Annotated in this window: 15 protein-coding genes and 1 other RNA gene; 5 read left to right on the top strand and 11 right to left on the bottom strand. The window is 67.8% G+C overall.

The window, feature by feature from the left end; genetic code table 11:
* Positions 1-36: 36 nt before the first annotated feature.
* The 10 genes from fba to tkt all read right to left on the bottom strand — a co-directional run bounded on the left by fba (position 37) and on the right by tkt (position 10,988).
* Positions 37-1,101 (bottom strand): class II fructose-bisphosphate aldolase, encoded by a 1,065-nt coding sequence (gene fba, locus HNP51_RS09400; RefSeq protein ID WP_184270094.1) that lies wholly within the window; start codon positions 1,099-1,101, stop codon positions 37-39.
* Positions 1,102-1,263: 162 nt separating this feature from the next.
* A complete protein-coding gene (locus tag HNP51_RS09395; RefSeq protein WP_184270097.1) occupies positions 1,264-2,457 on the bottom strand; it encodes a phosphoglycerate kinase in 1,194 nt (397 codons plus the stop codon).
* Positions 2,458-2,548: 91 nt separating this feature from the next.
* Positions 2,549-2,902 carry an endonuclease domain-containing protein gene (locus HNP51_RS09390; protein ID WP_184270099.1) on the bottom strand — a complete coding sequence of 118 codons (354 nt, stop codon included), beginning with the start codon at positions 2,900-2,902 and terminating at the stop codon, positions 2,549-2,551.
* Between the two features lie 93 nt (positions 2,903-2,995).
* Positions 2,996-4,003, bottom strand: a complete 1,008-nt coding sequence (gap, locus tag HNP51_RS09385) for a type I glyceraldehyde-3-phosphate dehydrogenase (RefSeq protein ID WP_184270101.1) — start codon at positions 4,001-4,003, stop codon at positions 2,996-2,998.
* Positions 4,004-4,117: 114 nt separating this feature from the next.
* Positions 4,118-4,375, bottom strand: a complete 258-nt coding sequence (locus HNP51_RS09380; protein ID WP_311769943.1) for a YbdD/YjiX family protein — start codon at positions 4,373-4,375, stop codon at positions 4,118-4,120.
* A complete protein-coding gene (locus tag HNP51_RS09375; protein WP_311769944.1) occupies positions 4,368-6,500 on the bottom strand; it encodes a carbon starvation CstA family protein in 2,133 nt (710 codons plus the stop codon). Before HNP51_RS09375 ends, HNP51_RS09380 begins: the two co-directional genes overlap by 8 nt.
* 91 nt (positions 6,501-6,591) lie before the next feature.
* Positions 6,592-7,785: a formate-dependent phosphoribosylglycinamide formyltransferase gene (gene purT, locus HNP51_RS09370; RefSeq protein WP_184270103.1), complete on the bottom strand. Its 1,194-nt coding sequence runs from the start codon at positions 7,783-7,785 to the stop codon at positions 6,592-6,594.
* 4 nt (positions 7,786-7,789) lie between these two features.
* Entirely contained in the window at positions 7,790-8,182 is a 393-nt protein-coding gene (locus HNP51_RS09365; RefSeq protein WP_184270105.1) for a VOC family protein, read from the bottom strand.
* Positions 8,179-9,033, bottom strand: a complete 855-nt coding sequence (locus HNP51_RS09360; RefSeq protein ID WP_184270107.1) for an alpha/beta hydrolase — start codon at positions 9,031-9,033, stop codon at positions 8,179-8,181. The genes HNP51_RS09365 and HNP51_RS09360 overlap by 4 nt, the downstream gene beginning before the upstream one ends.
* A gap of 5 nt (positions 9,034-9,038) precedes the next feature.
* Positions 9,039-10,988, bottom strand: a complete 1,950-nt coding sequence (gene tkt, locus HNP51_RS09355) for a transketolase (RefSeq protein WP_221415894.1) — start codon at positions 10,986-10,988, stop codon at positions 9,039-9,041.
* Between the two features lie 142 nt (positions 10,989-11,130).
* On the opposite strand from tkt, the gene HNP51_RS09350 reads away from it, so the two are divergent.
* From HNP51_RS09350 to HNP51_RS09330, 5 genes are all read left to right on the top strand, one after another.
* Entirely contained in the window at positions 11,131-11,388 is a 258-nt protein-coding gene (locus HNP51_RS09350; protein ID WP_184270111.1) for a hypothetical protein, read from the top strand.
* Positions 11,388-11,726 carry a cell division protein ZapA gene (locus HNP51_RS09345; protein WP_114816112.1) on the top strand — a complete coding sequence of 113 codons (339 nt, stop codon included), beginning with the start codon at positions 11,388-11,390 and terminating at the stop codon, positions 11,724-11,726. Before HNP51_RS09350 ends, HNP51_RS09345 begins: the two co-directional genes overlap by 1 nt.
* Positions 11,727-11,924: 198 nt before the next feature.
* Positions 11,925-12,085: non-coding RNA, 6S RNA (ssrS, locus tag HNP51_RS09340), on the top strand.
* A gap of 110 nt (positions 12,086-12,195) precedes the next feature.
* On the top strand, positions 12,196-12,741 hold the full coding sequence (locus HNP51_RS09335; protein WP_184270114.1) for a 5-formyltetrahydrofolate cyclo-ligase: 546 nt from the start codon (positions 12,196-12,198) through the stop codon (positions 12,739-12,741).
* Entirely contained in the window at positions 12,738-13,559 is an 822-nt protein-coding gene (locus tag HNP51_RS09330) for a TIGR00282 family metallophosphoesterase (protein ID WP_184270117.1), read from the top strand. The genes HNP51_RS09335 and HNP51_RS09330 overlap by 4 nt, the downstream gene beginning before the upstream one ends.
* Here the strand turns inward: HNP51_RS09330 and HNP51_RS09325 are convergent.
* A complete protein-coding gene (locus HNP51_RS09325) occupies positions 13,556-14,953 on the bottom strand; it encodes a cytochrome P450 (protein ID WP_184270120.1) in 1,398 nt (465 codons plus the stop codon). The two genes, HNP51_RS09330 and HNP51_RS09325, sit on opposite strands and share 4 nt — an antisense overlap.
* Positions 14,954-14,974: the final 21 nt, after the last annotated feature.

The following is a 14,974-nucleotide window of genomic DNA, read 5'->3' as shown; positions in this document are numbered from 1 at the left end:
CGGGCGTTTCAGTCAGTCTAGCGCTGGCAGAGCGGATCAGCCGATGCGCGGGTCCAGCTCGCCGGCGGCGTAGCGCTTGGCCATCTGGGCGGTGGACAGGGGCTTGATCTTGGACGCCTGACCTTCGCAGCCGAACTGCTGGTAGCGCTCGATGCACAGCTTGCGCATGGCTTCCTTGGCGGGCTTCAGATAGGCGCGCGGATCGAACTCGCTGGGCTTCTCGGCCAGGACCTTGCGGATGGCGCCGGTGATGGCCATGCGGTTGTCGGTGTCGATGTTGATCTTGCGCACGCCGTGCTTGATGCCGCGCTGGATCTCCTCGACCGGCACGCCCCAGGTCTGGGGCATCTGGCCGCCGTAAGCGTTGATGATGTCCTGCAGGTCCTGCGGCACCGACGACGAGCCGTGCATCACCAGGTGGGTGTTGGGCAGGCGGCGGTGGATCTCCTCGATCACATTCATGGCCAGGACGTCGCCGTCCGGCTGGCGCGTGAACTTGTAGGCGCCGTGCGAGGTGCCCATCGCGATCGCCAGAGCGTCGACCTTGGTGGCCTTGACGAAGTCGACGGCCTGATCCGGGTCGGTCAGCAGTTGTGAGTGGTCCAGCTTGCCTTCGAAGCCGTGGCCGTCTTCGGCCTCGCCCATGCCGGTTTCCAGCGAACCCAACACGCCCAGTTCACCCTCGACCGAGACGCCGCACGAGTGGGCCATTTCGGTGACGCGACGGGTGACGTCGACATTGTATTCGTAGGAGGCGGGGGTCTTGGCGTCTTCTTCCAGCGAGCCGTCCATCATCACCGAGGTGAAGCCGTACTGGATGGCGGTGGCGCAGGTGGCCGGGCCGTTGCCGTGGTCCTGGTGCATGCAGACCGGGATGTGCGGATAGAGTTCGGCCAGGCCGTCGATCAGCTTGGCCAGGATGATGTCGTTGGCGTAGTTGCGGGCGCCGCGCGAGGCCTGGATGATGACCGGGGCGTTGACCTCATGGGCCGCCTCCATGATCGCCAGACCCTGCTCCATGTTGTTGATATTGTAGGCGGGCAGGCCGTAGTCGTGTTCCGCCGCGTGGTCGAGCAGCTGTCGCAGCGTGATGCGCGCCATGGGTAGTCTCCTGAACCGATATTGTTTTGCGGAGGCTTTAGCCCGGAGGGCCGAGGAAGTCACGCCGGGTCACCAGACCAATCCGGCGTTCGTTAAAGCGGAAGGTAAGGAAAACCCCGCCTCTGCAGGAGGCGGGGTCGGAAAACTCGACCAGAGGTCAGGTCAGGCGCGCAGGGCCTCGACGCCCGGCAGGACCTTGCCCTCCATCCACTCCAGGAAGGCGCCGCCGGCGGTGGAGACGAAGGTCATGTCGTCGGCCGTGCCGGCGTGGTTCAGGGCCGCAACGGTGTCGCCGCCGCCGGCCACGGCGACCAGCTTACCGGCCTTGGCCAGTTCAGCGGCGTGCTTGGCGGCGGCTACGGTGGCCTTGTCGAAGGGCGGGACCTCGAACACGCCCAGCGGGCCGTTCCAGATCAGGGTCTTCGACAGGTCCATGGCGCGGGCCAGACGGGCGACGGTTTCAGGCCCGGCGTCCAGGATCAGGTCGTCGGCGGCGATACGGTCCAGGGCGCGGACGCCCGATTCGATGCCTGGCTTCACGCCCTTGGCGACCACGACGTCGACCGGCAGCAGCAGTTCGCAGCCCTTCTGACGGGCTTCCTCGATGATTTCGAGCGCTGTGTCGGCCAGGTCTTTTTCGCACAGCGACCCGCCGACATCGACGCCTTGCGCGTGCAGAAAGGTGTTGGCCATGCCGCCGCCGATGGTTAGGTAGTCCAGCTTGGCGACCAGGTTCTTCAGCAGGTCCAGCTTGGTCGAGACCTTGGCGCCGCCGACGATGCCGATCACCGGCTTCTGCGGATTGCCCAGCGCCGCGTCCAGCGCCGACAGCTCGCGCGCCATGGCGCAACCGGCATAGGCGGGCAGCAGGCGGGCCAACCCTTCCGTCGAGGCGTGGGCGCGGTGGGCGGCCGAGAAGGCGTCGTTGACGTAGAGGTCGCCCAGTTCCGCCAGTTGCGCGGCGAAGGCCGGGTCGTTCTTCTCCTCGCCCTTGTGGAAGCGGACGTTCTCCAGCAGCAGCACGCCGCCGGCGTCCAGGTCGGCGACGGCGGCCTTGGCCTCATCACCCACGCAGTCGTCGGCGAAACGGACGGGGCCGTGCAGCAGCAGCTCCAGCGGCTCGACCACGGGACGCAGGCTCATGGAAGGGACCCGCTCGCCCTTGGGCCGGTCGAAGTGGGCCAGCAGGACGACCTTGGCGCCCGCTTCGCGCAGGCGGTGGATGGTCGGCAGGGCGGCCTTCAGGCGGGTGTCGTCCGTGACCTTGCCGCCCTCCATCGGCACGTTGAAGTCCACGCGGACCAGAGCGGTCTGGCCGGACAGGTCAGCGGCGTCGTCGAGGGTGCGGAAGGTCATGATGAAGTTCCAGGTCTTCCTTCTCCCTGTGGGAGAAGGTGGCCCGCAGGGCCGGATGAGGGGCGTACGTATCAGTCGGCGTAAGCCGTGGTCAGGGCGCGATCAAGCGGGCGTGTGCACGAACGGCGGCGGTGATGGCTTCCGGTTCGCTCAACGCCTGGGCGTTGGTGAAGCGCAAAACGGTCCCGCCCAGGGCTTCCAGTTCGGTCTGTCTCAGGTGATCGAGGGTCACGACCTCGTCCCGATCATGGATGCCGCCGTCGATCTCAATCACCAGCCGCAGACGGTCGCAGGCGAAATCCGCCACGTATCGTCCGATCGGATGTTGGCGACGGAACTTGTGGTCGTCGATCTGTCCGCTTCTCAGCAAAGCCCAGGCGCGCTGTTCGGCCAGCCCCGCGTCTTGCCGAAGGGAGCGAGCGAAGGCGGTGCGTTTCGATGTCATCGCGCCGACCCTCACCCTTTCGCGCAGCCAATCGCCTTCGGCTCTTGGGCGCTCAAGCCCTCTCCCAGCGGGAGAGGGCCATAGCATCTTAGCTTACAGGAACTTGGCCATCACCAGGGCGGTGTCGGCCATGCGGGTCGCGAAGCCCCACTCGTTGTCGTACCAGGTCAGGACGCGGGCCAGCTTGCCGTCGACGACCTGCGTTTGCGGCAGGGCGGCGGTCGACGAAGCGGCGATGTGGTTCAGGTCGATCGAGACCAGTGGGTCGGTCGTCGTGGCCAGAACGCCCTTCATGGCGCCGTCGGCGGCGCCTTGCAGGGCGGCGTTGATTTCTTCGACCGTGACGTCGCGACCGGCGACGACCTTCAGGTCGACGACCGAGACGTTCGGGGTCGGGACGCGGATCGACGAGCCGTCCAGCTTGCCCTTCAGTTCCGGCAGGACCAGGCCCAGGGCCTTGGCGGCGCCGGTCGAGGTCGGGATCATCGACAGGCCAGCAGCGCGACCGCGGTACGGGTCCTTGTGCATCGTGTCGAGCGTCGGCTGGTCGCCGGTGTAGGCGTGGATGGTGGTCATGTAGCCGCGCTCGATGCCGAACAGGTCGTTCAGCACCTTGGCCACCGGGGCCAGGGCGTTGGTGGTGCACGAGCCGTTGGACACGACGATGTCGTCGGCGGTCAGGGTCTCATGGTTGACCTTGAAGACGATGGTCTTGTCGGCGTTGTCGGCGGGGGCCGAGACCAGGACGCGCTTGGCGCCGGCCTTCAGGTGGGCCGAGGCCTTGTCCTTGGAGGTGAAGATGCCGGTGCATTCGAAGGCGATGTCCACCTTCAGCTCGGCGTGCGGCAGGTTGGCCGGGTCGCGCTCGGCCGTGACCTTGATCTTGCCCGTGCCGACGTCGATCCAGTCCTCGCCCGAGGTGATCGTGCCGGGGAAGCGGCCGTGCACCGAATCGTAGCGCAGCAGGTGGGCGTTGGTCTCGACCGGGCCCAGGTCGTTGATCGCCACGACCTCGATGTCCGTGCGGCCATGCTCGACGATCGAGCGAAGCACGAGGCGGCCGATGCGGCCGAAGCCGTTAATGGCGACGCGAACGGTCATGGGGGAGGTCTCCTGAGCAAGGGCGATTTCGATTGGATGCCTTACTCGGACGATCGGCGCTGTGATTCAAGCCCGCCGCCGTAACAAGGTGTGTTCAGGTGTAACCGTTTCGCTTCAGCAGCAGCGGAAGGCGCCGCCCGCCCCGAACCGCCGCGCCTCGTGCAGACGGAAGAAGGCGGTGCGGTCCAGCGGCGGCTGGTCGGGGTGGGTCGCCTCGGCGTGGGCGACATAGACCTCATAGTCGGGCTGGCCGACCATGAGGCTGGCGGTGCGGCGGGCGTCCTTGCCCCACCGCACCAGCGCATCGCGGCAGACGCAGAGCAGGTCTGCGTTGTCAGCCGGTTCCTTCGCCTGGAGGGAGGGCCTAGGCACGGGCGATGTCCATGGCTTCGTCCTCCAGCGTCAGTTCGTGGGCGGCGGGTTGCTCGACCACGGTCGGGTGGTTGATCCGACGGGCCTTGAGGCAGGCGCGCACGCCGTAAACCACCATGGTCAGGACCACGAACAGGAAGCCCGCCGTCAGGGCCGAGTTGACGTAGTCGTTGATGATGATGCGATGCATGTCGCCCGCCGTCTTGGCCGGGGCCAGCAGGTCGCCGGCAGTCAGGGCGTCCTGATATTTCCGGGCGTGGGCCAGGAAGCCGATCTTGACGTCGGGATGCAGCAGCTTCTGGAAGCCCGCCGTCAGGGTGCAGATCAGCAGCCAGACCGCCGGAACCGCCGTGGCCCAGGCGAACCGCTCGCGCTTCATCTTGAACAGGACGACCGTGCCCAGGATCAGGGCGACGGCGGCCAGCATCTGGTTGGCGATGCCGAACAGCGGCCACAGGCTGTTGATGCCGCCCAGCGGATCGACCACGCCGGTGTAGAGGAAGTAGCCCCACAGACCGACGGTCAGGGCCGTGGCCAGGACGTTGGCGGTCCAGGACTTGGTCTCGCGCATCTTGGGCACGGCCACGCCCAGCAGGTCCTGGATCATGAAGCGGCAGACGCGGGTGCCGGCGTCGACCGTGGTCAGGATGAACAGGGCCTCGAACAGGATGGCGAAGTGGTACCAGAAGGCCATCATGGCCTTGCCGCCGATGACGTTCGACAGGATGTGGGCCATGCCGACAGCCAGGGTCGGGGCGCCGCCCGCGCGCGACAGGATGGAATGCTCGCCCACGTCGCGGGCCAGTTGCTCCAGCTCAGCCGGAGTGATGTGGAAGCCCCACTGGGCCACGGCGGCGGCGGCCGAGACGGCGTTGTCGCCGATCACCGCGACCGGGCTGTTCATGGCGAAATAGACGGCCGGGTCCAGCACCGTGGCGGCGATCAGGGCCATGATGGCCACGAAGCTCTCACACAGCATGGCGCCATAGCCGATCAGCGGGATCTGGTTCTCGTTCTCCAGCAGCTTGGGCGTGGTGCCCGAGGAGATCAGAGCGTGGAAGCCTGAGACCGCGCCGCAAGCAATGGTGATGAACAGGAAGGGGAAGAGGGCGCCGGAGAAGACCGGGCCAGAGCCGTCGATGAAGGGGGTGATGGCGGGCATCTGGATGTGCGGGCGCACGATCAGGATGCCGACGGCCAGGCCCAGGATGGCGCCGATCTTCAGGAAGGTGGACAGGTAGTCGCGCGGCGCCAGCAGCAGCCAGACCGGAATGACCGAGGCGACGAAGCCGTAGGCCATCATGGCGATGGCCAGGGTGGTGCCCGACAGGGTGAAGGCCGGACCCCAGAAGGGATCAGCGGCGATATGACCGCCGCCGATGATGGCCAGGATCAGCAGGACCACGCCGATGAGTGAGACCTCGCCCACGCGGCCGGGCCGCAGATAGCGGGTGTAGAGGCCCATGAAGATGGCGATGGGGATGGTGGCGGCGACGGTGAACGTGCCCCAGGGGCTTTCGGCCAGGGCCTTGACGACGACGAGGGCCAGAACGGCCAGGATGATGACCATGATCATCAGGACGCCGACCTGGGCGATGATGCCGGGGATGGGGCCCATTTCGGTGCGGACCATGTCGCCCAGCGAGCGCCCGTCGCGGCGCGTGGACATGAACAGGACCATCATGTCCTGCACCGCGCCCGCCAGCACGGCGCCGACCAGTATCCACAGGACGCCGGGCAGATAGCCCATCTGCGCCGCCAGCACCGGCCCGACCAGAGGCCCCGCGCCCGCGATGGCCGCGAAATGGTGCCCGAACAGGACGTTGCGGGGCGTCGGCACATAGTCCAGCCCGTCGTTATGGCGCACGGCGGGCGTGGGCCGTTTCGCGTTCAGCCCCATGACCTTTCCGGCCAGGTAGCGGGCGTAGAAGCGGTAGGCGATGGCGTAGACGCAGAGCGCCGCGACCACGATCCAGACGGCGCTGATGCTCTCGCCCTGGTGCAGGGCGATGACGGCGAGGGCGATCGCCCCCAGTATGGCGATGGCGCCGAAAATCAGCGCGGTCCTGAGCTTGCCCATGGCGAAACGGTCCTCCGGGTCGGCTTGGGTGCGACCTTTCGGCATTTCTGAACCCATTAGGGGTCCGGCGCCAACCGACTAAAGTCGAAGGTCAGCGCCTTTATTTTACAGTCAGGGCAAGCTTTGCCGGGTTTTTTCAGGGTTTGACGACGCGGACCTTGCTCGCCGCCTCGCCCGCCCGTGCGCGGGCCTGATCCGTATCGGCGCCGCGGGCCAGGGCCACGCCCATGCGGCGACGCTCGAACGCCTCGGGCTTGCCGAACAGGCGTAGGTCGGCGGTCGGCACTGACAGGGCCTCGGCCACGCCCTCATAGACCACGCCTTCAGCCTCCAGGCCGCCGTAGATGACGGCGCTGGCGCCGGGTTCGCGCAGGGTGACGTCCACCGGCAGGCCGAGGATGGCGCGAGCGTGCAGGGCGAACTCGCTCATGGTCTGGGTGGCCAACGTCACCAGCCCGGTGTCGTGCGGGCGCGGCGAGACCTCGGAGAACCAGACCTGATCGGCGGTGACGAACAGTTCGACGCCGAAGACGCCGAGGCCGCCCAGCGCGTCCGTGACCTTGCCGGCAATGTCCTGCGCCGCCTGCAAGGCGGCCTCGCTCATGATCTGCGGCTGCCAGCTTTCGACATAGTCGCCCTTCTGCTGGCGATGGCCGATGGGGGCGCAGAAGTCGGTGCGAACCGCGCCGTCGCGCAGCGACCGCACCGTCAGCAGGGTGATCTCATAGTCGAAGTCGATCTTGCCCTCGACGATGACCCGCCCGCCCGCGACCCGACCCGAGCCTTCCGCATAGGCCCAGGCGTCGGCGACGGCCTCGGCGCTTTCGACATAGGACTGGCCCTTGCCCGACGAGGACATGACCGGCTTGACGAAGCAGGGGAAGCCGACGGCCTCGGCGCCCGCCGCCAGCTCCTCGGCGGAACCGGCGAAGGCGTAGGGGCTGGTCGGCAGGCCCAGCTCCTCGGCGGCCAGACGGCGGATGCCCTCGCGGTTCATGGTCAGCTGGTTGGCGCGGGCGGTCGGAATGACGCGCGCCAGACCCGCCGCCTCGATGGCCGCCAGGACGTCGGTGGCGATGGCCTCGATTTCCGGCACGATGATGTGCGGGGCCTCGGCCATGATGATCCCGTTCAGCACCTGAGGATCGGTCATCGGAATGACGTGGCTGCGGTGCGCCACCTGCATGGCCGGGGCGTTGGCGTAGCGGTCGACCGCGATCACCTCGGCGCCCAGACGTTGCAGCTCGATGGCCACCTCCTTGCCCAGCTCGCCTGAGCCGAGCAGCATGACGCGCGTGGCGTGGTCGGTAAGCGGCGTGCCGATCTTCATGACGTCAGGCTCCGGTAGTCGGTTCGATCAGGTCCCAGGCGTTGCCGTAGAGGTCTTCGAAGACCACCACCTTGCCATAGGCTTCGTGACGGGGCGTTTCGCGGAAGACGACGCCGGCCTTCAGCCAGGCGGCGTGGTCCCGCATCAGGTCGTCGGTGTAGAGGAAGAGCCAGACGCGTCCGCCGGCCTGATCGCCTACGCGGGCCAGCTGTTCCGGCGTGACAGCGCGGGCCAGCAGCAGGGACGTCTGGCCGCCTTTGGGCGTGACGCGGACCCAGCGTTTGCTGCCGCCCATGTCGGTGTCTTCGCTGAGGTCGAAGCCCAGCTTGCCGACGAAGAAGACGATGGCCTCGTCGTAGTCGCGGACCAGCAGGCTGACGGCGCCGAGATGGCTCATGGGGCGGTCTCTGTCGCAGGAACCGCATAGAGGCGGCGGAAGGCGTCCAGGGCGGCGCCGTGATAGATGCTGGCGTGGCTCTCGCTCGGGCGCGGGGTGAAGTCCCATGTGACGCCGGGCAGGGCGTGATCGCGCAGGTTGGCGGTCAGGACGTCCATCGGCGCCTGCATCTCCTCGCCCTCGTCGCCGAGGGTCAGGATCAGGGTGCGCGGGTCGTTGGAATGGTCGCGCAGATGCGCCCCCGACTGCCGCGCCAGCTGACCGCCGTCCCACCACAGGCTGGGGCTGACGGCGACATAGGCGTCGAACATCTGCGGCTCTTTCAGGAAGGTCTCGACCACGAACAGGCCGGCCAGGGACTCGCCCATCAGGGCCGTCTCGCCATTGGTGCGGAACCGGCCCTCGATGAAGGGCTGGACCTCCTCCGCGACGAAGCGGCGGAAGCGGTCGGACTGCCCCTGCGTCGGATAGCGGGCGATCAGCTCGGCGTTTTCGGTCGGCAGGGCCAGCTCGTTGCGGCGATCCACCGAGGCTATGCCCACGATGATGACGTCGCGGGTCGTGCCGACGATGGTCCCCAGCTGGGCGATGCCCGAGATGTGGTGGAAGTCCTGATCCTGACCGCCGTCCAGCACATAGAGGACCGGATAGGTCTGGCTGCCCTTGTCATAGCCGGGCGGCAGCCAGACGTTGATCTCGCGCGTCTGGCCCATGACGGCGGAGGGCAGGGCGTAGGACTGGCCGATGACGACGGGCGTCTCGACCGCCACGCGGGCGGCGGTCTGAGCGAGGGCGGGTGCGCCGCCCGCCATCGACAAGCCGAAGCTAAGGACGAGGGCGAGGCGGCGCATCTGGCTTACAGCCGGGCCTTGGCGGCTTCGACCACGGCTTCGGCGGTGATGCCGAACTCGCGGTAGAGGACTTCGGCCGGGGCCGAGGCGCCGAAGCCGGTCAGGCCCACAAAGCCGCCGTCTTCGCCGATGAAGCGTTCCCAGCCCTGCTTGATCGCGGCTTCCACGGCGACGCGGACAGTGCCGCGACCGATGACGGCGTCCTGATAGGCCTTGGGCTGCTGCTCGAACAGTTCGAAGCAGGGGACCGAGACGACGCGGGTCGGGACGCCTTCGGCCTCCAGGGTCTCGGCGGCCTTCAGCGCCAGGGCGACTTCAGTGCCGGTGCCGAACAGGGTGACCTTGGCCTCGCCGTTGGCGGCCTTCAGTTCGTAGGCGCCCTTGCGCGACAGGTTCTCGCCCGCGTCGGTCAGACGCACAGCCGGGGTCTTCTGACGCGACAGGCACATGCCCGACGGCGTCTTCTTGTGCTGCAAGGCGACCTGCCAGCATTCCAGGGCCTCGACGGTGTCTGCCGGGCGGAAGACCATCAGGTTGGGAATGGCGCGCAGGGCCGCCAGATGCTCGACCGGCTGGTGGGTCGGGCCGTCTTCGCCCAGGCCGATAGAGTCGTGGGTCAGGACGTGGACCACGCGCACGCCCATCAGGGCGGCCAGGCGAATGGCCGGGCGGCTGTAGTCCGAGAAGACCATGAAGGTGCCGGCGTAGGGGATGACCCCGCCGTGCAGGGCCATGCCGTTCATGGCCGAGGCCATGCCGTGTTCACGCACGCCCCAGTTGACGTAACGACCGGCGTAGTCGGGCGCGTCGAGGATCTGGGTGTTCTTGACGAAGGTGTTGTTCGAGCCGGTCAGGTCGGCCGAGCCGCCGATCAGTTCGGGGATGGCGTTGAACACCGTCTCCAGCGCCTCGCCCGAGGATTGGCGCGTGGCCAGAGCGGGTTGGCTCGAAACCAGTTCCTTCAGCTTGGCGTCCAGGGCCTCGAAGGCGCCGGTGGGCAGGTCGCCGGCCATGGCGCGGGTGAAGTCGTCGCGCTGGGCGTGGTTCAGCAGGCGGGCTTCCCAGCCTTTACGGGCCTTGGCGCCCTGCTTGCCGACCTTGGCCCAGGCCTTCTGGATGCCTTCCGGCAGGTCGAAGGGGTCGAAGGACCAGTGCAGGGCCTGACGCGTGGCGGCGATCTCGGTGGCGCCCAGGGCGGCCCCGTGGGTCTTGTGGCTGCCTTCCATGGTGGCGGCGCCCTTGCCGATCTTGGTCTTGCAGGCGATCAGCGTCGGCTTCGACTGCTTGGTCGCCCAGGCCAGGGCCTTCTGGATCTGCTTGTGGTCGTGGCCGTCGATGGCCTTGACGGCCCAGCCCGAGGCCTTGAAGCGAGCCAGCTGGTCGGTGTTGTCCGACAGCGACACCTTGCCGTCGATGGTGATTTCGTTGTCGTCCCACATGACGCAGAGCTTGTTCAGCTTCAGACGACCGGCCAGGGCGATGGCTTCCTGCGACACGCCTTCCATCAGGCAGCCGTCGCCGGCGATGACCCAGGTGCGGTGGTCGACCAGGTCCGAACCGAAGCGGGCGGCCAGGTGGCGCTCAGCCAGGGCGAAACCGACCGAATTGGCGATGCCCTGACCCAGGGGGCCGGTGGTCGTCTCGATGCCGGTCATGTGACCGTATTCCGGGTGGCCGGCGGTCTTGGCGCCCCACTGGCGGAAGTTTTCCAGCTGTTCGCGGGTCGCGTCCTTGTAGCCGGTCAGGTGCAGCAGGCTGTAGATCAGCATCGAGCCGTGGCCCGCCGACAGGATGAAGCGGTCGCGGTCGGCCCAGTCGGGGCGGCTCGCGTCGAACTTCAGGAATTTCGAGTAAAGGACGGTGGCGACGTCGGCCATGCCCATGGGCATGCCGGGGTGGCCGCTCTTCGCTTTTTCGACACCGTCCATGGCGAGGACGCGGATGGCGTCGGCCATTTGCTTGGGCGAGGGCTTGGCGAATGCAGCTTGGGCGTCGGTCACGGCGAGACCTTTCGTCTGGAACAGGATAAAGCGGGGCGCGCCGCTTTACCCCGACGCGCGCACAGGTTCTATACGGAATCTGGACGAAAGGACCCCAATGGACGCCGTTACGGCCGCAAAGACACGCATCGACAAGGCCCTGGCCCTGCTGGAACGCAAGGTGCTGGAGCTGAAGGCGCGTCCGGCCACCGCCCCCGCCATCACCGACGACGACCTGTTCGCGCCGCGTGCGTCGAATGTCGCTGACCTGACCCGCATCGCCGAACTGGAAGCCGCCAGCCGCGACGCCGCCGAGGCCCTGGGCCGCGCCGCCGAAGCCGTGCGCGACGTTCTGGCCGAACAGGAGGCGCGCTGATGGCGACCGTCACAGTGGACATCAATGGCCGTCCCTACGCCGTCGGTTGCGCGGACGGTCAGGAAGAGCGCGTCCGCACCCTGGCCCAGCAGTTCGACGTCCATGTGCGCCAGATTTCCGGCGAGGTCGGCCATGTGGGTGATCTGCGTCTGTTCCTTATGGCCTCGCTGATGCTGGCCGACGAACTGCAGGAGGCCCGACAGCGCTTGGAGAAGGGCCAGGGCCCGGTCCCGCAGGACGGCCCGGTCAAGGCTCCGCCGCCGCCCGCCGGCGACGGCGTGGCCGAGGCCCTGAACGCCGTGGCGGCCCGCATCGAGAAGATCTGCCAGACGATCTGAGGCTCTCTGTCTTTCCTCCCCATTTCATGGGGATCGGCGGCGTAGCCGACGAGACGGAGGGGGCGACTCGACGGCTGACGTTTGCGCCGCCCCCTCCACCGCTACGCGGTCCCCCTCCCCATGAAATGGGGAGGAAACAGAAGGTGTTGATCCGCCATTGTTGAAACGCCTCGGACCGCCTATCTTGTCCGACGGCGGGTCCTGCTGCGGCTCACGTCGAAGACAACATATCCTTCTGACCTTAATTCACTCTAAGGGATCTGTCCCTGTCCGGGCTCGAGGGCCTGGGCATATGGAGCCCACCTGGCTACCCAGGTCGAGAGGATTTAAACGTTCTTCACGGTTCTTGCGGCGCCGCCACCCTTTCATTTTGTTGCGCTATGCTCGCGACGCGGTCGCTCGCGGCTTGAGCGCGTTTTTATGCGCTATGGTTAGGCGCGTTGACGTCCAGATGGGCTTGAGACGGCGCATGGCCTCCAAACACGAACTCCGCGCCTCTATGCGCGCCCTGCGCAAGCGGCTGGCTGAGATCGACAACGAAGCCGCCGAGCGCGCCGCCGGTCATGCCGGGGCCCTGCCGTCCGGCGACATGGTCGCTCTCTATCGCGCCATGGGGTCGGAACTGGATACGGACGCCCTAGCCATGGTCCTACATCAGGAGGGGCGTCGCCTCTGCCTGCCGGTGGTGATCGAGCGCGACGCGGCCATGATCTTTCGCGCCTGGGCCCCGGGCGAACCGCTGGAGCTGGACGCCGCCGGCTGTCCCGCGCCCCTGCCGCTGACCGAGACTGTCACGCCTGACCTGATCCTGACGCCGCTGCTGGCCTTCGATGCCCACGGCGGGCGGTTGGGGCAAGGGGGGGGCTATTACGACCGGACCTTCGCCGTCCTGCCGGATGCGGTGCGCGTCGGCTTCGCCTATGCGGGGCAGGAGGTCGAGCGCCTGGCGCTGGAGCCTCATGACATGCGCCTGCATGGCGTTCTGACCGAGACCGGCTATAGAGCCGTCCCATGAGATTGGCATTTTTCGGTGACGTGGTCGGCAAGTCCGGGCGCGATGGGCTTTCGGATCATCTTCCGGGGCTGAGGCGCGACCTCAAACTCGACTTCGTGGTGGTCAACGCCGAGAACGCCGCGGGCGGCTTCGGCATCACCGAGAACACGGCGCGCGAGATCTTCGCCGCCGGGGCCGATGTCCTGACCCTGGGCAACCACAGCTGGGATCAGCGCGAGGCCCTGACCTATATCGTGCGCGAGCCGCGCCTGATCCGTCCCGCCAACTATCCGCGCCTGATGGACGCGCCGGGCCGGGGCGCTGATGTCTTCGTGACCGCCGACGGCCGCCGGGTGCTGGTCATCAACGTCCTGGGCCGCATCCACATGGACCCGATGGACGACCCGTTCAGCGCCGTAGAGCGCGAGCTGGAGGCCGCGCCGCTCGGCGTGGTCGCTGACGCCGTCATCGTCGACATGCACGCCGAGGCCACCAGCGAGAAGATGGGCATGGGCCACTTCTGCGACGGCCGCGCCAGCCTGGTGGTCGGCACCCACACCCACGTCCCGACCGCCGATGCCCAGATCCTGCCCCACGGCACGGCCTATCAGACCGACGCCGGCGGTTGCTGTGATTATGACTCGGTCATCGGCAACGACAAGGAAGAGCCGCTGCGCCGCTTCACCACGCGGCTGTCGGGCGGACGCTATGTCCCCGCCAGCGGCCCGGCCACCATCTGCGGCGTCTTCGTCGAGACCGACGACCGCACGGGCCTGGCGACGCGGGTTGAAGCCATCCGCGTCGGCGGACGACTGAGCCAGGCGATCCCGCAGATCTAGGCTGCGACTGGCCGGTCCCTCCGCGCCCGCAACCGCAGCCGCATGGTCCGCTGACTGCGCAGCGTCACCTGATGGACAGGGCGGGGCTCGACCGGGGTGATGGCCTCGACCTCGGCGACTTTCAGAATTTCGGCCAGGGCGATGATCGCCTCCTGCATGGCGAAGGCGGCGCCGATGCAGATGCGCGGGCCGCCGCTGAAGGGCAGCCAAGCGTAGCGGTCGATGGACTTGCGGTTCTCGGGCAAGAAGCGTTCAGGGCGGAAGGCGTCGGGGTCGTCCCACAGCTTTTCGTGGCGATGGATGATCCAGGGCACGATGAGAATGCTCTGACCCGCCTTGACCGCGTAGCCGCCGATCACGTCGTCGGCCACAGCCCGCCGGATCATGGCCGGGGCGGGCGGGAACAGGCGCATGGCCTCCTCGATCACCGCCCGGTGCCAGTGCAGGTCGCGAAGACCCGCGGCGCTGCGGTCCCAGCCGTCGGCTTCGGCCTTCAGGATGTCGGCCACGCGCTTGTCGCGGCTGATCAGGTGCAGGGTCCAGCCCAGGGTCCGCGCCGTCGTCTCATGCCCGGCCAGGATGAAGGTCAGGATGTTGGACGCCACCTCGTGATCCGACAGGCCTGAGCCGTCGCCCTCCTCGTCGCGGGCGCTGAGCAGGGCGGTCAGCAGGTCTTCGGGCGCGTCGTCGTCCTGTTCGATCCGCGCGCGGCGCCGCGCCACCAGGGCGTCGACGCGGTCCTTGAAGAAGCGCGCGTCGCCGCCCGAGGCCACGCGGCCCAGGCGCGGAATCCAGTCAGGGGCCTTCAGCGCGTCCAGCGGACTGATCCGCGCCCCGACCGCCAGGAAATGGTTCAGCGCCTTCTCGAAGCCCGCCGCGTCGCCGTCGAGATCGTCAGAGAACAGCGCCGCCGACAGGATGTCGAAGGTCAGGCCGCTCATCTCGCTGTCGATGTTCAGCACCCGCGCGCCGTGCTCCAGCCGCCAGCCCTCGACGCGGCGGCGGCAGACCCGGTCCATGGCCTCGGCGGTGCGCGCGGTGTGGGCGGGGGTGAACAGGGGGGCCATGATGCGCCGGGCGCGGCGCCACTGTTCGCCCTCGGTCAGCAGCAGACCGTCGGCCAGCATGGGGCCCAGCACCCGCCTTTGCAGGTCGCCCTTCTCATAGTTGGCGGCGTTGTCGGTCAGGACGTGGCGCACGCCCGCCGGATCGCTGACCACCAGGGTGCGCCCCAGCGGCGAGGCCCCGTCGATGTAGAGCTCCTTGAAATGGAACTCGGCCCAGATTTGCAGCGGGTCGCGCCAGCTCTGCCACAGGAACTGCGGCAGGCTCATCTTCCGGGTCCGGCGCGGCGGCGTCCAGGGACGGAAGGTCGAGGCGGCGGCGTCGGTCATGGAGCGCTCCTTCTCAGGTTT

It is taken from the genome of Brevundimonas bullata (assembly GCF_014207965.1).
Lineage (GTDB): Bacteria > Pseudomonadota > Alphaproteobacteria > Caulobacterales > Caulobacteraceae > Brevundimonas > Brevundimonas bullata_A.
Note: the sequence above shows the minus strand (reverse complement) of the source record. Positions and strands in the feature narration are given on the sequence as shown.